Raw genomic sequence first — 23,860 nt, 5'->3', positions numbered from 1 at the left:
GCACCCGATGAAGAATCGATCGTGCGTTGCCGTTGCGCTATGTCGTGTTCGCCGCCGACTCGGTCCTTACCGGCGGGCGGTACAGCGCGATCGCGGCGATGAACACGCCCAGTGCGGCGAGTACGTAGCTGCTGCCGAGGATTTGTTGCCACCAAGCCCAGTCGAGTTCGCGGTCGTTGGAGTGCGGGAGCAGGAAGTGTGGGCCCGCGAGTAGGAGTGCGGTGAGGGCGCCGACGGTGATCAGGTACCACCGCTGTCGGGCGCCGCGGACGATGCCGTCGGCGACGACGAGCAGGGCGGGCGCGACCCAGACCCAGTGGTGTGACCACGAGACCGGTGAGACCAGCAGTATGGCGGCCGCGTTCACCAGCAGTGGGGCCACCGTTGCGCCCGCGGTGATGAGGCGGTGCATCCACACCGCCGCGAGAGCGAGCACAACCAGCGACAGTGCGATCCAGATCACGGTGGCCGCGGTGTCGGGGACGCCGAGACGGAAGGCCATGCCTTTGAGGGACTGGTTGCCCGCGTAGTACGGCGGGCCGATGCGTCCGGTGTCGGCGACCGTGTTGAACCAGTACTCCACCGAATCGCCTGGAAAAAGCAAGAATCCGAGGCCGATGGCGGCGATCGCGGAGACGACGAGGGTGCCCGCGGCTTTCCAGTCGCGGCGCAGCAGGAAGTACAGCAGGAAGCCCGCTGGCGTGAGTTTGACCGACACCGCGATGCCGATGAGCATGCCGCGCGGCCAGAACGGCTTGCGCGCCAGGCAGTCCAGCGCGATGGCGGCCATCAGCACCAGGTTGATCTGGCCGAAGCCGAAGGTGGCGCGCACCGGCTCGAGGAAGTTCGCGCAGCCGACGATGGCGATCAGTGCCGTCAGGGTGGCGAAGCGATCGAGTTCGGGACGCAGGCGGGTCAGCACCAGCCACAGCACGATGCTCAGACAGGCCACATTGGTGAGCACCACCACGATTTCGGCCAACACCAGCGGCAGCACCGCAAGCGGCACGAAGAACAGGGCGGCGGGCGGCGGGTAGGTGAACGGCAGTCCGATCCCACCCACCGGCGGCATCGGTCCGTACAGTTCGCCGCCGTCGAGCCAGACCCGCGCGCCGTTGCGATAGACCTGCAGATCGAGGTATCCACCCCACCAGTGCACGAGGAACGCGACCAGAACCGAGATACCGAACAGCCCAACGGCGGCCGAGAGCAGACGCACGCGATGCCGGGTGACGGGGGACTCGTGCTGGTCGACCGAGTCGGTGGCAGTCGGGTCATTCGCCGCTTTCGCGACCCGCGCGCGTTCTGTCACGACCCACAGAGTATCGGTGTGCGCCCCACCCCCGACCGCCGGTCCGAGGGGCATCGCCGCGAGCGCGATCAGCCCTGGGGCGAGGACCGGTCCAGGACTTGCCTGAGGCAGGCGGAACAGGTCATAGCTCTACTAGCATCGCGGATGCGGGTGCCGGCACGGGGCGATCAGGCGCGCAGCGTGGCGGTATCCGCGCATCCGCAGCCGGTGTTCGAACATCCCGCGTCTCGGTCGGAACTGCCGCTATCGCATCCGATGCGGCGGGCACGGGCGCGCGACCAGAGCAGCCCGACGATGCCGAGGCCGATGAGGGCGAAGCCGAGCGGTTCCAACCAGGACAGGCCGACCAGCAGTGCGCCGCCGCCGATCACCCCGGCCGCGATGAGGATCGGCGCAAGGCAGCACGCCACGCACAGCGCCGCGCCGAGTCCGATCGGCGCGAACCAGCGGCGGCCTGGTCTGTCGAGTTCAGCAGCCACAGCGTCCACCCGTTTCGGTCTCGGCGATCGTCAGGTCGCGGCCTTCGTGGTCGAACGGGACCGGGCAGGACGGGTGCGCGCTGCATTCGACCAGGTCGACACAGCCCGCGTCGAGTGCGGCGCGCAGGGTGTCGCGTACCGCGGTGAGTTCGGCGAGTTTCGCGTCGATCTCGACCAGTTTCGCGGCGGCGCGGGCGCGCAGTCCGGCGTCGGTGTCGCGGCGGCCGTAGTGGGTGGCTTCCAGCAGTTCGCCGACCTCGTCGAGGGTGAATCCGAGGCGTTGGGCGGCCTTGATCACCCGCAGCACCGTCACCGCCTGCTCCGGGTAGATGCGGTGCCCGCCGAGCGAGCGATCCGGTTCGGCGAGCAGGCCGCGGCGTTCGTAGTAGCGCAGCGTCTGGGCGTTCACTCCCGCCGCGGCGGCCAGCTGCCCGCTGCGCAAGCCGGTGTTCATCCCCGCGCCCGCACGGCGGTCTCGGCGCGCCTGGCGAGGGTGTCGAGGACGTCGACGTGCCGGTCGGGCACCTCGATCGCCATGACGGTGCCGGTCGGGTCCGGTGTGAAGGTGAAGGTGAAGAACGAGCAGCACGCCGACTCCCGTGCCGCCAGGTCCCGCCCGACCGGCTCGGCGTCGCCGCCTTCGAGTCGCAGTTCCAGGCGGGTCGGGGCCGGGCGCGCGGTGGCGCCGACAAAGTCGGTGAAGAACCGGTCGAACTCGCCGAGCCGGGTCGGGCGTTCGGCGGTGGGCAGGGTGCACGCGGACAGATTCCGCATCTGTTCGGGCAGGTCACTATCGGTCATGGCATCACGGTAAACCTGTACCCCGGTACCGGATGCAACCCCGAACGCGAAGTAGGTCGCGGCCGGGGCACTCAGGTGCGAAGCGGCGCCGACCTCCCCTCTAGACTGGCCGCAGGCATCTCGCCCGCCATCGGTGACACCGCTTCCAACGATGAACGTCGGCTCGTCGGCTCGTCGCCTCCTTGTCCGGCCGAAAGGACCTTGGTACTCCGTGACTACGCAGGTCGATACCGTCAGCGCAGCCGCAGCCACCCCCGATGCCCCGCAGCCATACAAGGAGCTGGGCCTCAAGGACGACGAGTACGCCCGCATCAAGGAAATCCTCGGCCGCAGGCCGACGGATGCCGAGCTGGCGATGTACTCGGTGATGTGGAGCGAGCACTGCTCGTACAAGTCGTCCAAGGTGCATCTGCGCTACTTCGGCCAGAGCACCACCGACGAGATGCGTTCGGCCATGCTCGCCGGCATCGGTGAGAACGCGGGCGTCGTCGATGTCGGCGACGGCTGGGCGGTCACCTTCAAGGTGGAAAGCCACAACCATCCCTCCTACGTCGAGCCGTATCAGGGCGCCGCGACCGGCGTCGGCGGCATCGTGCGCGACATCATGGCCATGGGCGCGCGGCCGGTCGCCGTCATGGACCAGCTGCGTTTCGGCGCGGCGGACGCGATCGACACCAAGCGCGTCGTCGACGGCGTGGTGCGCGGGGTCGGCGGCTACGGCAATTCGCTCGGCCTGCCCAATATCGGTGGAGAAACCGTCTTCGATGCCTCCTACCAGGGCAATCCACTGGTGAACGCGCTGTGCGCGGGCGTCATGCGGGTCGAGGACCTGCATCTGGCCTTCGCTTCCGGCGCGGGCAACAAGATCATCCTGTTCGGCGCGCGCACCGGCCTCGACGGCATCGGCGGAGTCTCGGTGCTCGCCTCGGATTCCTTCTCCGGCGACGAATCCTCCGGTGGTCGCAAGAAACTGCCGAGCGTGCAGGTCGGTGACCCGTTCACCGAGAAGGTGCTCATCGAGTGCTGTCTCGAGCTGTACGCGGCCGACCTCGTCGTCGGCATCCAGGACCTCGGCGGCGCGGGCCTGTCCTGCGCGACCTCCGAACTCGCCGCCGCGGGCGACGGCGGCATGCACATCGACCTGACCAAGGTCCCGTTGCGCGCGGCCGACATGACCCCGGCCGAGATCCTGTCCAGCGAATCGCAGGAGCGCATGTGCGCGGTGGTCACCCCCGAGAACGTGGACGCGTTCATGGCCGTGTGCAAGAAATGGGATGTGCTGGCCACCGTCATCGGCGAGGTCACCGACGGTGAGCGCCTCGTGGTCACCTGGCACGGCGAGACCGTCGTCGATGTGCCGCCGCGCACGGTCGCGCACGAGGGCCCGGTCTACGAGCGCCCGGTGCGCCGCCCCGACGAGCAGGACGCGCTGATCGCCGACACACCCGACCGGCTCGCGCGCCCGGCGTCCGCCGACGAACTGCGGGCGACGCTGCTGGCGATGATCTCGAGTCCGCAGCTGTGCAGCCGCAAGTGGATCACCGAACAGTACGACCGCTACGTACGCGGCAACACGGTGCTGGCCGAACACGCCGACGCCGGTGTGATCCGCATCGATGAGCAGACCGGTCGCGGTATCGCGCTGGCCACCGACGCGTCAGGGCGCTACACCAAACTCGACCCGTACACGGGCGCGCAACTGGCACTGGCCGAGGCGTTCCGCAATGTCGCGACCACCGGCGCCACCCCGAAGGCCGTCACCAACTGCCTCAACTTCGGTTCGCCCGAGGATCCGGGCGTGATGTGGCAGTTCCAGCAGGCCGTGCGCGGGCTCGCCGACGGCTGTGTGGCCCTCGGCATCCCGGTGACCGGCGGCAATGTCAGCTTCTACAACCAGACGGGCCAGGACGCCATCCTGCCGACCCCGGTGGTCGGCGTCCTCGGCGTCATCGACGATGTGCACCGGCGCATCCCGACCGGTCTCGGCCTGGAGCCGGGGGAGACGCTGATCCTGCTCGGCGACACCAACGACGAATTCGGCGGCTCCATCTGGTCGCAGGTCGCCCACGATCACCTCGGCGGGGTGCCGCCGAAGGTGGACTTCGCCCGTGAGCAGTTGCTCGCCGAGATCCTCACCGCCGGGTCACGTGACGGCTTGATCAGCGCCGCGCACGACCTGTCCGAGGGCGGGCTCGCCCAGACCGTGGTCGAGGCGGCGCTCGCGGGTGAGACCGGCTGCCGCGTGCTGCTGCCCGAGGGCGCCGACCCGTTCGTCGCGCTGTTCTCCGAATCGACGGGCCGCGTGCTGGTCGCGGTGCCGCGCACCGAGGAGACCCGGTTCACGAAGATGTGCGAGGCGCGCGGCCTGCCGTGGGCCAGGATCGGCGTGGTCGACCAGGGTTCGGATTCGATCGAGGTGCAGGGTCAGTTCTCCATCACCCTCGCCGAACTGCGCACCGCCTACGAGGGCACACTGCCGAAACTGTTCGGTTCGGCGGCGAGCTGAGCGCGCCGACCCGGCGAGCCGAGACCCCTCGTGGCGGGGCTCGCCGGGTGGACCGCACTGCCCGCTATTTGAACGGATCGTGTTCGGCTATCAGCTTTTCCAGGCGCGCCTGATCGATGCGCTCGGTGACCGAGGCCGATTCGTGTTGATCCCGCACCACTTTGGCGAGGGTGAACGTGCTGGTCACCAGGAACAGCACGGTCATGCCGAGGAAGCCGCGCTGCCAGATGTCGAGCGGTAGGTAGAAGATGCCGATACCCGCCCCGAACAAGCTGATACCGAACGCGATCGCGGCCTGGGCGACATAGGCCGAGGTCGTTTTCGGCCGGGCGTTGGGAGTGCTCATGGTTATCGAGTATGCGGCGTTCGCGGCGGCGCCGACCGTGTAGAAGTACTCGAGACGCGTGGGTAGTCGCCGGTGTGATCTGCGCCCCGCCGACCGCGTGGCGACCCGGCGGCGCGCACTCGCGTCGGGCGCGGCGAGCCATACTGTTCGGATGTTCGAGTCGGCCCCGACCCTGGCGAAGCTGCGCGTGCGCGGCGTGGTCGTGGTGCGGCGCGTCGAGGACATCATCGACCTGAACTACGCCGGTCTCGTGGTGGCGACGCTGTTCTTCGCCCTGTCCGTGACACCGTCGTTGGTGCCGCGCGACTGGATGTTCCAGGGGCTGATCAGCGGTATCAACGCGGCACTCGGGTACGGGCTCGGATGCGTGCTGGAATGGCTGTTCCGGCTGTGGGTGCGGCCGCGCATCCCGCTCGGTCCGCCGCCGACCCGCGTGCGGTACGCGCTCAAATCGGCCGTCCTGATCGTCTGCGCGCTGACCGCCGCGCTCATGCTCGTGCAGTCGGCGCGCTGGCAGCGGGAGATCACCGCGCTGATGGGGATGGTCGGCACCGAAACCGCCGCCTACCTGCGCACCGGGCTGCTGAGTCTCGCGGTGGGCGCCGCCGTGGTCGCCGTCTACCGGACCGTGCGCGAGATCGTGTCGTTCCTGGCCAGGCAACTCAACCGCTGGGTTCGCGTGCCGCGCGAACTGGCGCCTTCGGTGGGCATTCTGGTGCTGGTCGTGCTCACCGTCACACTGTTCAACGGCGTGGCCTCGCGCGCCTTCTTCGCGGTCGCCAATTCGGCGTTCAGCGTGCGCAACGACTACACCTCGCCGAACGCCGTGCAGCCGCAGCAGCCGCAGCGCTCCGGCAGTCCGGAATCGCTCGCGCCGTGGGACACTCTCGGCTTCGAAGGTCGCTGGTTCGTCTCGCACGGGCCGACCGCGAGCCGGATCGCGGCCGTCACCGGCAAACCCGCGCTCGAACCGATTCGCGCCTACGTCGGGCTCGAATCGGCGACCGAGGGCGTCGACCAGGCCCGTCTCGCCGTCGACGAACTGGAACGCACCGGCGCCTTCGACCGTGCCGTCATCGTGGTTGTCACCACCACCGGCACCGGCTGGGTCAATTCGATGGCGGCCGGGTCCATCGAATACATGTACGGCGGCGACAGCGCCATCGTGGCCACGCAGTACTCGTATCTGCCCAGCGCGCTGTCCTTCCTCGCCGACCGAGGCAAGGCCATGGACGCGGGCCGCGACCTGTTCGACGCGGTCCACGAGCGGTTGTCGCAGCGTCCGGCCGGGCAGCGGCCGAAGCTGTTCGTGTACGGGGAGAGTCTGGGTTCGCAGGGTTCGGAGGGGGCCTTCGACGGCGTTGCCGACCTGCGGGCGAAGGTGGACGGCGCGCTGTGGGTCGGCCCGCCGAACTCGAATCGACTGTGGAAGCAGTTCGTTTCGCGACGCGACCCGGGATCGCGGGAGGTGGAACCGGTCTACGCCGACGGCCTCGTGGTCCGATTCGCCTCCGACAGTGACGATCTCGCGCGCCCCGACACCGAATGGCGCGCCCCGCGCATCGCCTACCTCCAGCACGCCTCCGACCCGATCGTCTGGTGGTCGACGGATCTCATCTTCTCCCGGCCGGATTGGCTGTCGGAACCGCGCGGCTCCGACGTTTCCTCCCAGATGCGCTGGTCACCCTTCGTGACCTTCTGGCAGGTCGCCGCCGATCTCACCAACGCCCAAGGCGTATCCGACGGCCACGGGCACCGCTACGGGAGTCTGGTGATGGACGCGTGGGCCGCCATCGCGCAGCCGCCCGGCTGGAATCCCGAACTGGCCGAACGGGTTCGGTTCCAGCTGGAGTCCGCCGAGGAGTTCGAGCGGGAAACCAAATGAGGTCCGCCCGCATTCTGAAAACCGCTGCCGCCGTGGTCATCCCGATTCTGTGGAGCAACAGCGTCCGCCCGTCGCTACCGTTGGATCACCGCGGCCGCACCGCAGCCAACGCCGCCGTAGCGACCGCCTACGCCTGCCTGTTCGGCGGCCGACCGAACTGGACCGCCCCCCGCGGCCTTCGCCACGGATTAGTCGCGGCCTCGGTCGTAGCCGCCGGATACGCTGCCGCGCTCACTATCCCACCCCTTCGCGCCGCCATGACCGAATTCGCCGACCGAGGCGATACCGGCGCCGTCGAATGGGTGACCATCCACATCCCCATCGGCACCGTCTACAGCGAAGAACTGATCTTCCGAGCCACCCTGACCCCACTGCTCGACGCCACCCTCGGCCCCGGAGCTGCCCGCCTGACCTCCGCCCTCACCTTCGGTCTCTGCCACGTAGCCCCCGCCCGCACCGCGAACGACAACATCGCGGCCACCATCGCCACGACCACCCTCGCGGGCCTGCTCTTCGACCGCCTCGCCCGCAACGCCCGAAGCGTGACCGCGCCCGCCCTGTTCCACTTCGCGCTGAATGCGGGAGGTGTCCTGGCGCCGCGCGCGGCGGCGCGGGCGCGCGTCATGACACCGTGATCGGAACGGCGTCCCGACTGCTCCCGTGACGGAGGGACGGGACTTCGTGGGGGTCCACTTGTCCCCGTGAGTCGCCTCGGGAGTCGGCGGTAGGGTCGGTGGGTGGCGCGTGCGAGTGTGGATCCGGCTGAGGTGCGGGCGGCGGTGGTCGCGGTGAGCCAGTGGTTGCGGGACGAGGGGGTCGGGGCGCCCGCTCGGGGGGAGTTGGCGGCGGCGGTGCGGGGGACCGTGCGGGCGTTGGCGGCTTCGGCGCCGGGGCATTCGGTGGAGGTTCGGGTGCCGCCGTTCGTTGCGGTGCAGTGTGTGGCGGGGCCGAGGCATACCAGGGGGACGCCGCCGAATGTGGTGGAGACGGATCCGCGCACCTGGTTGCTGTTGGCCACGGGGTTGTTGGATTTCGAGGCCGCTGTGGCGTCGGGGGCGGTGTCGGCGTCGGGGAGTCGGGCGGGTGAGGTCGCGCATTGGCTGCCGATCACCCGCTTGGACCAGAGTGGGTAGTGCCGATCCGGATTCGGTGCAAGCCGATTCGTGGTTGGCCACACACTGGTACCGAGCAGAGCTGAATGGGCTTCGAGTAGGTAGCACCTGCGTGGCCGCTCGTGTGGGCATAGGGGGTTGCCTCGGACCTGTCCTCTCAGTTCCGGGCTTCGGTGAGGTCGTCGTCGGTGTTGGACTCGTGGCCGTCGCCGACGTAGGCCGCCCACAAGTCGCGGTACGGTCCGTCCACGGCGAGGAGTTCGGTGTGGGTGCCGACCTGGACCAGCTTGCCCGCGCCGACGACGGCGATGAGGTCGGCGTTGGCGGCGGTGGCCAGGCGGTGGGCGACCACGATGGTGGTTCTACCCGCGGTGAGGACGTCGACGGCGGCGCGGACCCGGGCTTCGGTCGCCAGGTCGAGGGAGGCGGTGGCCTCATCGAGGATGAGGATGTCGGGTTCGACCAGTTGGGCGCGGGCCAGGGCGAGCAGTTGGCGTTGGCCCGCGGACATGCTGCGTCCGTGTTCGCCGATGGGCTGGTAGTAGCCGTGCTCGAGGGCGGCGATCATCTCGTGCGCGCCGACCGCGCGTGCCGCCCATTCGATGTCGGCGGGGGAGGCGTCGGGGCGGCCGTAGGAGATGGCCGCGTGCACGGTGTCGCCGAACAGGAACGGTTCCTGCGGCACCACGCCGAGGCGTTTGCGGAAGTCGCGTAATCGGTAGTGGCGCAGGTCGATTCCGTCGACGAGGACCGCGCCGTCGGTGGGGTCGTAGTAGCGGGCGATGAGTTTGACGAGGGTGGATTTGCCCGCGCCGGTCTCGCCGACCAGCGCGACCGTCTGCCCGGCGGCGATGGTGAGGTGCACCCCGCCGAGCACGTCGGGCGCGCCGGGCTCGTAGGTGAAACCCATTGCGCGCAGCTCGATGTCGCCACGCAGGCTGTCGACCGGTCGCGCTTCGGGATGGTCGGGTGTGGTGACCTCGGTGCGGAACAGTTCGCCGAGCCGGTCGACGCCGACCACCGCCTGTTGATAACTGTCGAACACTTGCGACAACTGCTGGATCGGGGCGAACAGCAGGTCGATGTAGAGCAGGAACGCGATCAGGGTGCCAACGGTGATCACGCTGTCGCGCACCTGGTGCACGCCGACCGCGAGCACGGCCGCCGTCGCGACCACCGACATGAGTTCGATGAGCGGGAAGAACACCGCCATCAGCACCTGGCTGCGCAGTCGCGCGTCGCGGTAGGCCCAGGACCGCCGCTCGAATTCGGCCTGGTTGTGCGCTTCGCGCCGGTAGGCCTGGGTGACCTCGATATTGTCGACGTTCTCCTGCAGGTAGGCGTTGACCGCGCTGACCCGTTCCCGCGCCAGGTTGTAGGCCGGAATCGAGGCGCGGCGGAACAGCACGGTGGCCACCGCGAGCAGTGGCAGCAGCACCAGCACCACGGGGGCGAGATCGGCGTCGACCACGAGCAGCGCGACCACGACGCCCGCGATGGTCATGGAACTGGCCAGCGCGGTGGCGAGTCCGGTTTGCAGGAACGCCGAGAGGCCGTCGACGTCGGAGGTCATGCGCGTCATGATCCGGCCGCCGAGTTCGCGTTCGTAGTAGCGCAGGCCGAGCCGCTGCAGGTGCGCGAACGCTTTGACCCGCAGACCGTAGATGAGCCGTTCGCCTGCCCGTCCCGACACCCTGACCTGCGCGATGGTGAGCAGCCAGTCAACCACCGCGACCGCGAGGGCCGCAGCGGCGGCCAGGATCAGCACGTCGCGCGCGCCGGTGAGCACGCCGTGGTCGATGCCGTAGCGGACGAGGAACGGGATGAGGATCTGGGCGAGCGCGTCGAGGCCGACGAGCCCGAGCCCGGCCAGCAGCGGCCAGCGGAACGGGCGAAGCAGCCTGCCGAGCGAGAACTCGGAATCGGGTGTGTGCGAAAAAGATTTGGGCACTTCGGGTTCCCCGCGCAGTGGCGGCAGGCCCTCGATGAGGGCGCGCACGTCGCCGCTGGGTGGCGCCGCGGCCATCATGCCGCCGCCCGCGGCCGTGCGCCCGAGTCCGGTCGGTGCGCCCGCCGCGCGCTGGGCGAAGGCGCTCGCGGCCTGTTCCAGCGCGCGGGTGCCCGCGTCGTCGTCGGATTCGGCGGGTTCGACCCAGAGCGGCGCGGTCGGTCGATCGGGGCGCGCGTCCGTGTCTTCGCCGATGCCGTCGACTTCGGGCGGGGTGAACAAGGCGCGGAACAGTTCGCCGGAGCGGCGCAACTGGTCGAGAGCGCCGGATTCGGCGACCCGTCCGCCGTCGAGTACCGCGACGGTGTCGGCCAGTGCCAGCGTGGAGAGCCGGTGCGCGACGACGACGGTGGTGCGCCGCCGTACCTCGCCCGCGATCCTGGTGAAGATCTCCTCTTCGACGCGCGCGTCGATGGCCGAGGTGGCGTCGTCGAGGACCAGCACCGGCGCGTCGGTGAGCAGGGCGCGGGCCAGCGCGATCCGCTGGCGCTGCCCGCCGGAAAGCCGCTGTCCGCGTTCGCCGATGCGGGTGTCGAGTCCGTCGGGCAGTCCGCGCACGAAGTCGTCGGCGGCGGCGAGGTGCAGTGCGTGCCAGACGCGGTTGTCGTCGGCGTCGGGATCTCCGTAGGCGACGTTGGCGCGCACGGTGTCGGCCATCAGGTGGGTGTCCTCGAACACCATCGCGACCCGCGCGCGCGGGTCGGGCAGTTCCGCGATGTCGACGCCGTCGAATAGCACGGCGCCGGAGTCGGGTTCGAACAGGCGCGGAATCAGATGCGCCAGTGTGGATTTGCCGCTGCCCGCACCGCCCGCCACGGCAACGGTCTGTCCGGCGGCGACGGTGAGGTCGACGCCGTCAAGCACCTTCGTGGAGTCGAAAGCGAAATGCACGTCGCGGAATTCGATGCTCGGCGGGGTCGTGGTGGCGCCGGTCGGGCGCGGCGGCGGTCCGGGCGGTGCGGGAGCTTCGATGACTTCACGCACCCGATCCAGCGACGCGCGGCCCTGCTGGCTCACCGTGAGCAGCATGGAGAACTGCCGGATCGGGCTGACGAAGGAGCCGAGGTAGGTCATGAACGCAAGGAAGGTGCCGAGCGACACCGATTGCCCGAGGGCGAGCAGTCCGCCGACCACGAGGATCAGCGCCTGACCGATCGCGGGCACGGTCTGCATGGCGGGCGTGAACCGGCTGGTGATTCTGGTCACCCGGAGCCGCGATCGGTAGAGGTCGCGGGCCGCCGCCGCGAGTCCGTCGAGTTCGTGCTGCTCCTGCCCGAACCCCTTCACCACGCGCACGCCCGCGACCGCGGCCTCCACCCGCATCGCGACCTCGGCGGCCCTGGCCTGGGTGTCCCAGTTCGCCGGGAACAGTTCGCGCTGACTGCGCCGGGTGATGAACCACAGCGCGGGCACGACCAGCAGCGCGATCACCGTCAGCGGCGGCGACATCAGCGTCATCAGTACGAGCACCGCGACCAGCAGCGACATATTGCCGAACACGATCGGCAGCAGTTGCAGGAACATCTGGATCAGGGTCACGTCGGTGATGGCCCGGCTGACCACCTGACCGGTCTGCAACCTGGCCTGCGCGCGGCCGTCCAGACGCAGCAGCGCCGCGAACACGTCGCGGCGCAGATCGTGTTGCACGCCGAGCGAGAGTTTCGACGAACTGACCCGCCGGGTGTAGCCCGCGGCGAAACGGACGAGTCCGAGGGTGAGCAATACCACTACCCACGGCGTCACCGAGGTCGCTGTGGTGCTCACGGTGTCCACCACGTGCCGCACGATCAGCGGCAACGCGGCGGTGAGCAGCGCGGCCGCGATGGCGCCGACCCCGGCCGCCGCCACCAGGCGCGGATGCGCGAGGCAGCGGCGGGCGAGATAGCGCAGCCAGCCGATCTCCGGTTCGCCGGTACAGTCGCCGCTCATAGGGTGCCGACGAGCGCGTCGGCCGCCTCGAATTGATTGACCGGCCGCGCGAGACCGTAGTGCCCGCGCAGGGTCGTCTCGGTGTATTCGGTTCGGAACAGACCACGTTGCTGCAAGATCGGTACCACCTGATCGACGAAACGCTCCAGACCCGAGGGTAGTACCGCGGGCATGATGTTGAATCCGTCGGCGGCGCCGCGCCGGAACCAGTCCTCGATGGTGTCGGCCACCTGCACCGGCGTGCCCGCGAAGGTGCGGTGCCCGCGTCCGCCGCCGAGGCGCCCGATCAGTTGACGCAGGGTCAGCCGCTCTCGCCTGGCCAGATTCACGATCAGGGTGAACCGGCTCTTGGCGCCCTCGATGTCGTCCTCGGTGGGCAGGACGTCGGGCAGTTCGCTGTCCAGGTCGAGGTCGTCGACGGGCAGCCGGAACCGTTCGGCGAGTTGCTGCCGGGCGTATTCCGGCGAGATGAGCCGCGTCAGTTCCGCGTCGAGCGCTCGGGCCTGCTCCTCGGTGTCGCCGATCACGGGCACGATGCCGGGCAGGATCTTGATCGTGTCGGGATCGCGGCCGAGCGCTCGCGCGCGTCCCTTGAGGTCGGCGTAGAAGGCGAGGGCGTCCTCGATGGTCTGCTGCGCGGTGAAGACGGCCTCGGCGTGGCGGGCGGCGAACTCCTTGCCGTCCTCGGAGGAACCCGCCTGCACGAGCAGCGGATAGCCCTGCGGGGAGCGCGGGACGTTCAGCGGCCCTTCGACCTTGAAGAACTCGCCGCGGTGGTCGATCTTGCGCACCTTGTCGGCGTCGGCGTGGATGCCGAGTTCCTTGTCGGCCACCACCGCGTCGTCGGCCCAGCTGTCCCACAGTTTGGTCGACACCTCGACGAATTCGGCGGCCTTCTCGTAGCGCAGCCGATGGTCGGGTGTGTCGTCGAGTCCGAAGTTGCGGGCGGCGTCCGCGCCCGCCGTGGTGACGATGTTCCAGCCCGCGCGGCCGTTGCTGACCCAGTCCACCGAGGCGAACCGGCGCGCCAGGTTGTAGGGGTCGTTGTAGCTGGTCGACGCGGTGGCGATGAGGCCGATCCGGCTGGTCTGCACGGCGACCGCGGTGAGTATCACCGTCGGCTCCAGTTTGCCGCCGGGACGGCGACCTGGATCGCCCATCAGCACCGGGCTGTCGGCGAAGAAGATCGAATCGAGTTTGCCGCGTTCGGCGATCTTCGCCAATCGGACGAAATGGTCGATGTCGATGTGGGCGTGCGGGTCGCTCTCGGGCAGCCGCCAGGCGGCCTCGTGATGGCCGACCGACATCAGGAAGGCGTTGAGATGCAGGTGGGACGACATAGCGGGTCCTTTCACGCGGCGGTCGATGCCACGCCGAGCGCGGCGAGTAGCGCACGGCGGATACGGTGGAATTCGGGCAGGCTCGAGTCGCGCGCGTCGCCGAGGTCGACCGGGACGTCGACGGTGATGCGGCCCTCGTCCAGTACCAGGACGCGGTCGGCGAGGGTGATCGCCTCGTCCACGTCGTGGGTCACCAGCAGCACGGTCGGTGTGCGGCGGCGGATCAATTCGCGCAGCAGGGCGTGCATCTTGATGCGGGTGAGCGCGTCGAGCGCGCCGAACGGCTCGTCGGCGAGCAGCAGGTCGGGTTCGCCGACCAGCGCGCGGGCCAGCGAAACCCGTTGCTGCTCACCGCCGGACAACTCGTTCGGCCAGGCCCGTTCGCGGCCCGCGAGTCCGACTTCGGCCAGGGTGCGCACCGCCGCCCCGCGCCGCGAACGCGGTTGTCCGTAGCGGACATTGGCGAGCACTCGCTGCCACGGCAGCAGCCGCGAGTCCTGGAACACCACCGCGGTCTTGTCCGGGACGCGCAGTTGTCCGGAACCCTCGACGTCGTAGTCGAGGCCGGCGAGCGCGCGCAGCAGAGTGCTCTTGCCCGAACCGCTGCGCCCGAGCAGGGCGACGAACTGGCCCGCCGGAATGCGCAGGTTCAGGCCGTCGAGGATGTTGCGATCGCCGAAGCGGCGGGTCAGGTCGCGCACCCCGACGTCGGCGCCGTCGCTCAGCCCGCGATCGTGCGTCGCCACGACAGCACCTTCCGTTCGAGCAGTCGGATACCGGCGTCGGAGACCAGGCCGAAGGTGCCGTAGACGGCGAGTCCGACGAGGATGACATCGGCTTGGCCGTAGTTCTGGGCGTTCTGCATCATCTTGCCGAGACCGTCGATGGCGTTCACCGATTCCACGACGATCAGCGCCAGCCATGCGCCGGTCACCGAGAGCCGAAGGCCGAGAAAGAATCCGGGCAGCGAACCGGGCACGACCACCCGACGCACGAAGGTGGCGCGCGAAACCCCTTGCACCTCCGACAGTTCCACGAAGCGCTGGTCGATGGTGGTGAGCGAGGCGTGGGTCTGGATGTACATGGTGACGATCACGCCGAGGGTGATGAGCACCACCTTGAACGATTCGCCGATGCCGAGCCACAGGATCATCAGCGGGATCAGGCCGAGGGTCGGAATGGCCCGCTTGACCTGCACCGGTCCGTCCACCAGCGCCTCACCGAAACGGGAGAGCCCGGCGACGAGCGCGAGGCCGGTGCCGACGGTGATCCCGATGCCGAGTCCGATCGCGGCGCGCCGCAGCGAGGCGGCGATGTTCTCCAGCAACGCGCCGTGCACCAGCAGATCCCAGCCGGTGGTCAGGACATCCCAGGGCGCGGACAATTTGCGTTCGTCGATCAGGCCGAACCGCGAGCCCGCCACCCAGGCCGCGAGCACGAGGACCACGCCGAACAGGCGGGCGAACGGCACGGCCTTGCGTAAGCCGAGGCGGCGCAACTGCTTACGTTCCACGAAGCCGTCGTCCGCGGCGACCGGCGCCGCGATCTCGGTCGTGCGATCCAATGCGATGGTCACTGTGCCTCCTCGACCCGGTAGGCGGCGGGGGCCGCTTCGGCGGCGACCTTCTCGAAGCGCCGGTCGAACAGCACGTCCGCGTCGAAGGAATCCCCGAAGAATCCGGATTTCGTGACCAGGTCGATCGTTTCCTGTTCCCAGGCGATCGCCGCGTCCCAGTTGTCCGGGAAATAGGGTCGGTCGGTGGTCTCGAGTATGCGACGGCCGTCGGCCGCGCTCACTTCCTGGTTCTGGACGTAATACGCGGAAATCCATTGCTCGGGATGTTCCCAGGCCCAGACTTCGCCGCGCGCCCAGAAACGGACGAATTCGGCGACCGCGGCGAGTTTCGCGGAATCCTGGAGTACCGAGGTCGGCGCCCACAGCACGCTGAGCGCGTCGACGGCTTCGGTCCGCACCGCGCCCGCGCCTTGGCTCGAATACTGGTCGAGATATTTGGTGAGGGTGGGTTCGCCGAGCGGTGCGGCGTCGATCTGGCGGGCCTGCAGGGCGGTGAGGAACTGCGGGCTGTTGAGTTCCACCAACTGCACCTGATCGGTGCTGATGCCCGCGGCGGCGAGGGTGCGCAGCACGACGACGCCCTGGGCTTGGCCGGGGGAGAAGCCGATCTTCTTGCCGCGCAGGTCCTGCACCGTGCGGATGGAACTGCCCGGAGCCGTGGCGATCCGGTAGTTCGGCGTGCGCCTGACCTTGACGCCGACGATCTTGGCGTCGAATCCGGTGGCGTGCGCGTGGATCGGCGGAATTCCCGCGTTGGACGCCACGTCGACCGAACCGCCGCGGAAGGCCTGGATGACATCGGGTCCGGCTTGGACGGCGGGCCACGCGGAGACGGTGAAGGGGAGTTTGCGCAGCTCACCGGAAGTTTCGAGGGCGACTCGCGCGGTGTTCACCGAGATCGCGAGCGAGGTGCCCGGCGGCACCGAGGCGGGCAGCGGGGCGCTCAGGTCGGCGTCGCCGCCCGAATCGGTGGCGCAGCCCGCGGTGAGCAGCGCCGTCACCGCGGCACACAATCCGAGGTATCGAAGACTTTTTCGCACGTGTAATTCCTGTATCGAGAGGTCGATTTCTGCGTGTCCGGGATTCCGCGCGACAACGACAGGAGTTCTCGATACCCGTATGCCAGGAGACCATATCCGCCATGAAAAAACTTTGACGGACCGGCCCGGCGCCGGTCAATATTCGTTCCCATTAAAATAACCCTGAATCAAACGGCCTTTCGTTCCAGCGCGTTCAGCGGTGTGTGGAAGATTCCGTGCAGCGCCACGGCGGCGCCCGCGGTCTCCAGGACGCGACCGGCGAAGGTCGAGCGCGAGACCACCTCGGCGGGCCGCGCGCACAATGCCGAATATTCGCCGATCGTTCGCAGATAGGTCGCCTCCACCTCGGCGAGGCCGGTGAAGCCGCGGTCGACGATCACCACCGCTTCGGGATCGAGCAGGTCGATCAGCGCCGCGGTGACCCGGCCCATCTCCACCCCGCGTTCCACGAACAGGTCGTGTGCGGGCCCGGGGTTCCGCGCCGCCTCGATCAACTCCGGAATCGTGTGCGCCGCCGGTGCTCTCGTGCGCGCCCGGCGCAGCAGGCCGTGATCGGAGAACTGTTCGACGGTGGCGCGCGCCGAGCCGTCGCGGGATTCGGCGAGGCCGAGCATGCGGTCGATGGACCCGGCGGCCGAATTCGGGCCGTAGTGCACCCGGTCGCCGACGGCGAACGCCATGTCGACCACATTGCCGACGAACACCACCATCGAACTCGCGGTGCCGCGCAGCCGCCCGTAGAGGTGTTCGGCGTGCATGAGCGCCCTGGTGTGACTGTCCAATTCGGTGGGCAGTCCGGTGACGGCCTCGAGCCGCCGCCGCACCGGCACGTCGCGCCAGCGCAGCGAGGAATGTTCGACCACCGTGCCCGCGTCGCGGTCGACCCGGCCGCCGATCGCGACCCCGACCCCGAGCACTCGTTCGGACCGGGTCGCCCGCACTCGCGCGATCTCGGCGGCGGCATCGTCGAGTATGTGCGAGGGCGCGGTGTCGCGATGCGGGACGCGCGTGCTCGACCGCAGTGCGCCGCCGATGTCGACCACCGCGACCGTGGTCTGGGCGGCCGCGATGTGCACGGCGATCACCACATTGCCCGAGGTGTCGAGGGTCAGCGGGGAGTACGGTCGGCCGATGCCTGAGCCCGATGCGGTCTCCGGGAGTTCGAGCAGCAGCCCGGCCTCAAGCAGGGCGCGCGTCTGCCACGTGACGGTCGCCGGTGACAGTCCGGCGTGCTTGGCGACCACACTGCGCGGGACCGGGCCCGACGCGAGGATGGTTCGCAGAATCGCGCCGCCCGCACCGCTGTCGACCATAGCCGTCACCCTCTTCGCCGCCCGCGCGTCAGGCTACGGAGCGCGCGCCCGGTCGCGAAGGCTTCGGCGCAGCGTGATCGCAAGCATGGTTCAGGTGCGGCTGCCGCGCGGCATGCCTTTGTGGTCGTAGTAGCGCGAAACGGTCGCCCCGAGCACGAGACCGATGAGCAGGCCGACAAAGGTCATCCACACCGCGCGACCGAGTCCGGCGTCGAATCCGGCGTCGAAATACAGGATGGCGCGAACGCCGAGGAACACCTGGTGCATCGGTTCGAAATGGGCCAGCCAACCGAAATAGCGCGGCGTTGCCTCGATCGGCACGGTGCCGCCCGAAGAGGGCAGGCCGAGGACGATGAACAGGATCAGGTTCACCAGCAGGCCCGCCGAACCGAGCGCGGCGAGCACCGACAGGCCCGTGATGCCCACCGCGAGAATCGCGAACGCGCCGTACAGGAACAGGGCGAGCGGTTCCTCCAACGGCATGCCGAGGGCGCTCGCCACGAGCATGTAGATGCCCGACACGAGATTCGCGACCACGGCCAGCACACCCCATTTGATGAGCAGCGTGCGGAATCGGGAGATCGGCGTCGGCGGGTAGTGGACGTACCAGGGGCCGTATTCGGTGGGCACGAAACCGAGTGCGGCGTCGACCATGGTGTGGATGGTCATCGATCCGACCACGCCGACCAGCAGCAGGAGCAGCGCGTAGAAGAAGGCGGTGAGCCCCTGCCCGGTGCCGCTGGGCAGCGGATGGAACTGTTCGGTCACCAGTTGCAGCGGACTCTGGAGGGTGAGCAATGTCGCACCCGTGAGTTCCGGCGCGGGCGCGCCGCCCGGGGGCGGGGTGAGCCGCGCGCGGACCTGATCGGTCAGTTGCCTACCGACCTGCGCGTTCACCTGCGGGAAGAATTCGGCGCCGATCCGCGCGACGATCGAGGTCGCGTATGCCCCGGTGCGCGGATTGGTCTGCAAGGTGATGATCGGCCGCTCGACATCGCCGGGCACCACACCCGCGACACCGAGGACGCCGAGGCGTTTGGTGAAGTCGCTCGGGATGATGATCGTGCCGTAGACCTCGCCCGAGCGCATCTGCCGTTCCGCTTCGGCGATCCCGAGTTCGCGCAGATCGATCTGTTCGGCCGGTATGGACTTCCGCAAGCCATCGGCTACCTGAGCGCCGAAGCTGACCTGCTGCCCCTGCGGACCGATGGCGTCGCCGACGTCCTGATCGACCAGCGCGACGGGGAAGTGGTGCAGATTCTTTTCCGGGTCGATCACATAGTCGAGGTACATGATGCCGAAGAGGGTGGTGAGCAGTGCGAGCACCACCACCGGAGCCCCGGTCATGCGAAGCCAGAAGACCGGACCCGACCGGTCGCGCGCCGTGCTCCCACTCTCCGCAGTAGTCACCCGTCGGACGCTAACAGCCGCGACGCCGGGAATCCGGCAGCGTCGCCGGGAGATTGCCGGACCGCACTGTGGGGTACGTAACGGGCGGTGATCATCGCTTCACTTTCACCCGTAGAATGACCTATGCCCCCAGCCCGCCCGAACAGGGAGCAAACGGTGACCAACGCCGACATGACGGTGTCCAGCGAATCCCACCTACCCGCCGCCACGCGCACCGCGACGAACGCGCCAGCGGACGTCGACGAGAACGAGCCTCGTGAGGAGTGTGGCGTCTTCGGAGTATGGGCGCCGAGCGAGGACGTGGCCAAACTCACCTACTACGGCTTGTACGCCCTGCAGCACCGAGGTCAGGAAGCCGCGGGCATCGCGGTCTCCGACGGCTCGCAGATCCTGGTCTTCAAGGATCTGGGCCTGGTCAGCCAGGTCTTCGATGAGCAGACCCTCGCCGCGATGCCGGGCCATATCGCCATCGGCCACTGCCGCTACTCCACCACCGGCGGCGTGACCTGGGAGAATGCCCAGCCGATCTTCCGCACCACCGCCGTAGGGTCCGGGCTCGCGCTCGGCCACAACGGAAATCTGGTCAACACCTCGGAACTGGCGGGTCGCGCCCGCGAACTCGGACTCGTCGGCAACTCGGTATCGGGCGGGCGGGTCCAGCAGGCCGCGGCCACCTCCGATTCGGACGTGATGACGGCCCTGCTCGCGCACGCCTCCACCGATTCCAGCATCGAGCAGGCCGCCATGGAGTTGCTGCCGACCCTGCGCGGCGCGTTCTGCCTCACCTTCATGGACGAACACACCCTCTACGCCGCCCGCGATCCGCACGGCGTTCGCCCGCTGGTGCTCGGCCGCCTCGAGCGTGGCTGGGTGGTAGCCAGCGAGACGGCCGCGCTCGATATCGTCGGCGCCGCCTTCGTCCGCGAGATCGAACCCGGCGAACTGCTGGCGATCGACGCCGACGGCGTGCGCTCCACCCGCTTCGCCAACCCGGAACCCAAGGGCTGCGTCTTCGAATACGTCTACCTCGCCCGCCCCGACACCACCATCGCGGGCCGTTCCGTGCACGCCACCCGGGTCGAGATCGGCCGCCGCTTGGCCACCGAGCACGCGGTCGACGCCGATCTGGTGATCCCGGTGCCGGAATCGGGCACCCCCGCCGCCGTCGGCTACGCGCAGGGTTCCGGCGTGCCATACGGGCAGGGCCTGATGAAGAACGCCTACGTCGGGCGCACCTTCATCCAGCCGAGCCAGACCATCCGCCAACTCGGCATCCGCTTGAAACTGAACCCGCTGCGCGAGGTCATCCGCGGCAAGCGGCTGGTCGTGGTCGACGACTCCATCGTGCGCGGCAACACCCAGCGCGCGCTGATCCGCATGCTGCGCGAAGCGGGCGCGCTCGAGATCCACGTGCGGATCGCCTCGCCGCCGGTGAAATGGCCATGTTTCTACGGCATCGACTTCGCTTCCCGCGCGGAACTCATCGCCAACGGCACCGGCTCCGAGGACAGCTACGACGAGATGATCGAAGGCGTGCGCCGCTCCATCGGCGCCGACACCCTCGGCTACATCTCCACCGAAGGCATGATCGCCGCCACCGAACAGCCGCGCTCGCGGCTGTGTTGCGCGTGTTTCGACGGCGACTACCCGATTCCGCTGCCCGCCGAGGCCGCGATCGGCAAGAACGTCCTCGAAGGTGTGCTCACCGGCCAGTCCGAGGCAATGCTGTTGGGTGAGAACGCGAATGCGAGCGCGCTGAGCCGACCCTGACCGAAGACCCACTTCGATACCCCAGGTACGCGGACCGGCACATTCCGCGGCGGTGAACTGGCACAATGATTCCTAGCCGCTGAGCGGCGCTCACCGTCGGGGACGGTCGCGGGCAGGCGGGGGACCCGTTGTCCGGCTCCGGTAGCGTGAGCAGGCATCTATCCGCCGAATCGGTTTGGAGCTTTCCCCGAAAATGACTGAACAGACCCCCAGCGGCGCCTCCTATGCCGCGGCAGGCGTGGACATCGAGGCCGGTGACCGCGCAGTCGAGTTGTTCGGACCATTGGCGAAGAAGGCCAGCCGTCCAGAAGTGCAGGGCGGACTCGGCGGATTCGCCGGATTGTTCGCGCTCAAGGGCGGTTACCGCGAACCGTTGCTCGCGGCATCCACCGACGGCGTCGGCACCAAGATCGCGGTCGCCCAGGCCATGGACAAGCACGACACCGTCGGACTCGACCTGGTCGCCATGGTCGTCGACGATCTCGTGGTCTGCGGCGCCGAACCGCTGTTCCTGCAGGACTACATCGCCATCGGCAAGGTCGTCCCGGAGAAGGTCGCCGAACTGGTCTCCGGCATCGCCGAAGGCTGCGTGAAGGCGGGCTGCGCGCTGCTCGGCGGCGAGACCGCCGAACATCCCGGTCTGATGGATCCCGACGATTACGATCTGTCCGCCACCGGCGTCGGCGTGGTCGAAGCCGACGCGGTACTCGGCCCCGACCGGGTGCGTCCCGGCGACGTGGTCATCGCCATGGGATCCTCCGGCCTGCATTCCAACGGCTACAGTCTGGCCCGCAAGGTGCTGCTCGAAATCGATCGCATGTCGCTCACCGGGTACGTGGAGGAATTCGGGCGCACCCTCGGCGAGGAATTGCTCGAGCCCACCCGCATCTACGCCAAGGACTGCCTCGCGCTCATCGCCGAAACCGATGTGCGCACCTTCGCGCACGTCACCGGCGGCGGACTGGCCGCCAACCTCGGCCGGGTGCTGCCCGCGGGCATGGTGGCCGAATTGGATCGCGGCACCTGGAATCCGGCGCCGGTCTTCAAGATGATCGCCCAGCGCGGCCGGGTGGACCGGGTCGAGATGGAGAAGACCTTCAATATGGGCGTCGGCATGGTCGCCGTCGTCGCGCCCGAGGATGTCGACCGCGCGCTCGCCGTGCTCACCGCGCGTCACATCGAATGCTGGACACTCGGTTCGGTGAAGAAGGCCAAGGATGCCGAAGCGGCGCGCGCCGTGCTCGTCGGCGAGCATCCGCGCTTCTGATCCGAGTATGAAAAGAACCCCGTGGGCGCGCCCGCGGGGTTCTCTCGTATCGGATCGGCCTCGATCCGGTGTTCCCGTGCGGGAACGGCAGAAATCGACACCCATGTCCCACCTGTGAGATGTGGGACACCGATGTCGTTACGGCAAGCCTTTAAAGCGATGTCCGTGCTCCGGTAGTCAACGTCCGAAGGGGGAGGCCCGTCGGCCTCCCCCTCGACACGTGAATCCGTAGTCAGCGGCGCCAGTCGTCGTAATCGTCGTCCTCGTCCCAGCGGGATGAGGACGCGTCCACGTCGTGCTCATCGGACAGCACACCACCACTCCGCTGGGAGTCGGGGCTACCCGACAGCTCGCGCTGAAGGCTCGCGAAGTCGGTCGGCGCTGAGCTGTACTTGAGCTCGCGTGCGACCTTGGTCTGCTTTGCCTTAGCCCGGCCACGGCCCATGGCTGACCCCCTCGCGTCACTGCGGGGCGGCCTGGGGTTTGTTGGCGGCCCCGTTCGAATTAATACTCTTCCTGTCAGACACTTTAGCGTGTGTCCGGCGGTCGCGCTTCCAGGAGTGGGGGAACTACTCGGTAGGGACCGAGGTTTGCCCGTCTTTCGCCGTCGGCGGCGTCAATCGAGGATGCCTGGCACCGCCCTGATCACCCCGACTCGCGCGTCGCCGCCGAGCACCGGCATGGCCGCCAGCTCGGCGTGCGTGTCGGTCCAATCGATGCCCATCCGGTGCAGAATCGCCAGCGTCAGGGGTATGCGGGCGCGGTCGTGACCGTCATCGATCTTGTAGGCGAAAGCCCGGCCGTCCGGCAGCGCGCCCGCGTGCACGCCGTCGGCCCCGATCTTGCAGAACAGGTCGGGGGTTGCCCGCATGGTCAGCAGGTCCGGGCCGTTGGTGCCGGAAATCACTCGCGGATATGCCCGAATGGCCTCGGCCACCCGGCGTTGCGGCGAATCCGGCGCGGCGGTGGCCATGCCCGCGAACGCGCGCGCCAGATTCGTCAACGACACCGGAATGATCGGCAGGCCGCAGCCGTCGATGCCGAGATCGGTTTCCGGCTCACCCGTCAGCTCGATCACGGTCGCGACCACCGACCGTTGCAGCGGATGGTTCACATCGAGATAGCCGGTGGTCGGCCAACCATTGACGACGCAGGTGGCGAGCATGGCGGCGTGTTTGCCCGAACAGTTCATGTAGATCCGGCGCGGGCCGTGCGCGAGGGCGGCGGCGCGCGCCCGCTCCTCGAACGGGTAATCCGGCGGACATTCCAGGGCCTGATCGTCGAAGCCGTACCGGTCGAGCAGGCGGCGCACCAGGCCGACATGATCGGGTTCGCCGAAATGCGAAGCCGTCGCGATCGCGAGCTCGGCATCGTCCACCGGGTCGAAACCGTTGCGCAGCAAGGCGATCGCCTGCATCGGCTTATTGGTGGAGCGCGGGAAGATCGGCGAATGCACTTCGCCCAGTTCGCGAGTCGGTGTGCCGTCGGGGTCGAGGATCACCAGCGAACCGCGATGCACGCACTCCCGGAACCCGGAACGAACCACTTCGACGAGTTCGACGCTCATCGGTTCGTCTCCGTCGCGACATCCTGGCCGCCGGAAGCGGGCGAAACGGAACCGCCGTCGGCGATGGACACCGAGGCTGCCTCGGGCACGACCGCGGCCGCGCGCTGCCGTGTCGGCGCGGCTTCATGGCGCGGACCGGGCAACGGGGTCTCAGGCAACGGGGTTTCGAGCGGTGTGGTTTCGAGCGGCGGGGCGGCGG

The 23,860-nt window shown here is 68.7% G+C and carries 20 protein-coding genes; 6 read left to right on the top strand and 14 right to left on the bottom strand.

Going from position 1 to position 23,860, the window contains the following annotated elements; genetic code table 11:
* Positions 1-37: 37 nt before the first annotated feature.
* The 4 genes from IT779_RS30565 to IT779_RS30550 all read right to left on the bottom strand — a co-directional run bounded on the left by IT779_RS30565 (position 38) and on the right by IT779_RS30550 (position 2,592).
* A complete protein-coding gene (locus tag IT779_RS30565; RefSeq protein WP_332839042.1) occupies positions 38-1,312 on the bottom strand; it encodes a glycosyltransferase 87 family protein in 1,275 nt (424 codons plus the stop codon).
* Between the two features lie 167 nt (positions 1,313-1,479).
* Complete coding sequence (locus IT779_RS30560; protein WP_196152925.1) at positions 1,480-1,791, bottom strand: hypothetical protein; 312 nt, start codon at positions 1,789-1,791, stop codon at positions 1,480-1,482.
* Positions 1,781-2,245 carry a MerR family transcriptional regulator gene (locus IT779_RS30555; RefSeq protein WP_196152924.1) on the bottom strand — a complete coding sequence of 155 codons (465 nt, stop codon included), beginning with the start codon at positions 2,243-2,245 and terminating at the stop codon, positions 1,781-1,783. The genes IT779_RS30560 and IT779_RS30555 overlap by 11 nt, the downstream gene beginning before the upstream one ends.
* Complete coding sequence (locus IT779_RS30550) at positions 2,242-2,592, bottom strand: hypothetical protein (RefSeq protein WP_196152923.1); 351 nt, start codon at positions 2,590-2,592, stop codon at positions 2,242-2,244. Before IT779_RS30550 ends, IT779_RS30555 begins: the two co-directional genes overlap by 4 nt.
* A gap of 211 nt (positions 2,593-2,803) precedes the next feature.
* On the opposite strand from IT779_RS30550, the gene purL reads away from it, so the two are divergent.
* Complete coding sequence (purL, locus tag IT779_RS30545; protein ID WP_196152922.1) at positions 2,804-5,098, top strand: phosphoribosylformylglycinamidine synthase subunit PurL; 2,295 nt, start codon at positions 2,804-2,806, stop codon at positions 5,096-5,098.
* Between the two features lie 64 nt (positions 5,099-5,162).
* Here the strand turns inward: purL and IT779_RS30540 are convergent, their stop codons facing one another.
* Positions 5,163-5,444 carry a YiaA/YiaB family inner membrane protein gene (locus IT779_RS30540; RefSeq protein ID WP_196152921.1) on the bottom strand — a complete coding sequence of 94 codons (282 nt, stop codon included), beginning with the start codon at positions 5,442-5,444 and terminating at the stop codon, positions 5,163-5,165.
* 151 nt (positions 5,445-5,595) lie between these two features.
* Between IT779_RS30540 and IT779_RS30535 the strand changes: the two genes are divergently transcribed.
* From IT779_RS30535 to IT779_RS30525, 3 genes are all read left to right on the top strand, one after another.
* Positions 5,596-7,329, top strand: a complete 1,734-nt coding sequence (locus tag IT779_RS30535; RefSeq protein ID WP_196152920.1) for an alpha/beta hydrolase — start codon at positions 5,596-5,598, stop codon at positions 7,327-7,329.
* Positions 7,326-7,964, top strand: coding sequence for a CPBP family intramembrane glutamic endopeptidase (locus IT779_RS30530; protein ID WP_196152919.1), 639 nt, complete (start codon positions 7,326-7,328; stop codon positions 7,962-7,964). The genes IT779_RS30535 and IT779_RS30530 overlap by 4 nt, the downstream gene beginning before the upstream one ends.
* A 102-nt stretch (positions 7,965-8,066) precedes the next feature.
* The gene (locus tag IT779_RS30525) at positions 8,067-8,462 is read left to right on the top strand and encodes a sterol carrier family protein (protein WP_196152918.1); all 396 of its coding nucleotides are present in this window, start codon (positions 8,067-8,069) and stop codon (positions 8,460-8,462) included.
* 136 nt (positions 8,463-8,598) lie between these two features.
* On the opposite strand, the gene IT779_RS30520 is transcribed toward IT779_RS30525, so the two are convergent.
* From IT779_RS30520 to IT779_RS30495, 7 genes are all read right to left on the bottom strand, one after another.
* Positions 8,599-12,378, bottom strand: a complete 3,780-nt coding sequence (locus tag IT779_RS30520; RefSeq protein ID WP_196152917.1) for an ABC transporter ATP-binding protein — start codon at positions 12,376-12,378, stop codon at positions 8,599-8,601.
* Positions 12,375-13,718, bottom strand: coding sequence for an LLM class flavin-dependent oxidoreductase (locus IT779_RS30515; RefSeq protein WP_196152916.1), 1,344 nt, complete (start codon positions 13,716-13,718; stop codon positions 12,375-12,377). The genes IT779_RS30520 and IT779_RS30515 overlap by 4 nt, the downstream gene beginning before the upstream one ends.
* An 11-nt stretch (positions 13,719-13,729) precedes the next feature.
* On the bottom strand, positions 13,730-14,464 hold the full coding sequence (locus IT779_RS30510) for an ABC transporter ATP-binding protein (protein WP_332839041.1): 735 nt from the start codon (positions 14,462-14,464) through the stop codon (positions 13,730-13,732).
* Positions 14,440-15,294: an ABC transporter permease gene (locus IT779_RS37285; RefSeq protein ID WP_408637809.1), complete on the bottom strand. Its 855-nt coding sequence runs from the start codon at positions 15,292-15,294 to the stop codon at positions 14,440-14,442. The genes IT779_RS30510 and IT779_RS37285 overlap by 25 nt, the downstream gene beginning before the upstream one ends.
* Entirely contained in the window at positions 15,291-16,334 is a 1,044-nt protein-coding gene (locus tag IT779_RS30505; protein WP_332839040.1) for an ABC transporter substrate-binding protein, read from the bottom strand. The genes IT779_RS37285 and IT779_RS30505 overlap by 4 nt, the downstream gene beginning before the upstream one ends.
* Before the next feature lie 167 nt (positions 16,335-16,501).
* The gene (locus IT779_RS30500) at positions 16,502-17,647 is read right to left on the bottom strand and encodes an ROK family protein (RefSeq protein ID WP_196152914.1); all 1,146 of its coding nucleotides are present in this window, start codon (positions 17,645-17,647) and stop codon (positions 16,502-16,504) included.
* Positions 17,648-17,737: 90 nt separating this feature from the next.
* Entirely contained in the window at positions 17,738-18,994 is a 1,257-nt protein-coding gene (locus IT779_RS30495) for a YhgE/Pip domain-containing protein (RefSeq protein WP_196152960.1), read from the bottom strand.
* A 219-nt stretch (positions 18,995-19,213) separates the two neighbouring features.
* Between IT779_RS30495 and purF the strand changes: the two genes are divergently transcribed.
* Positions 19,214-20,827: an amidophosphoribosyltransferase gene (gene purF / locus IT779_RS30490; RefSeq protein ID WP_196152913.1), complete on the top strand. Its 1,614-nt coding sequence runs from the start codon at positions 19,214-19,216 to the stop codon at positions 20,825-20,827.
* Positions 20,828-21,020: 193 nt separating this feature from the next.
* Complete coding sequence (gene purM / locus IT779_RS30485; RefSeq protein WP_196152912.1) at positions 21,021-22,094, top strand: phosphoribosylformylglycinamidine cyclo-ligase; 1,074 nt, start codon at positions 21,021-21,023, stop codon at positions 22,092-22,094.
* A gap of 232 nt (positions 22,095-22,326) precedes the next feature.
* Here the strand turns inward: purM and IT779_RS30480 are convergent, their stop codons facing one another.
* Both IT779_RS30480 and IT779_RS30475 read right to left on the bottom strand, forming a co-directional pair.
* Positions 22,327-22,539, bottom strand: a complete 213-nt coding sequence (locus IT779_RS30480; RefSeq protein WP_196152911.1) for a DUF3073 domain-containing protein — start codon at positions 22,537-22,539, stop codon at positions 22,327-22,329.
* Between the two features lie 171 nt (positions 22,540-22,710).
* Entirely contained in the window at positions 22,711-23,661 is a 951-nt protein-coding gene (locus IT779_RS30475; protein ID WP_196152910.1) for an asparaginase, read from the bottom strand.
* Positions 23,662-23,860 lie beyond the last annotated feature (199 nt).

Origin of the sequence: Nocardia bovistercoris (assembly GCF_015674855.1) — a bacterium.
Classification (GTDB): domain Bacteria; phylum Actinomycetota; class Actinomycetes; order Mycobacteriales; family Mycobacteriaceae; genus Nocardia; species Nocardia bovistercoris.
This window is presented reverse-complemented; position numbering and strand designations above follow the sequence as displayed.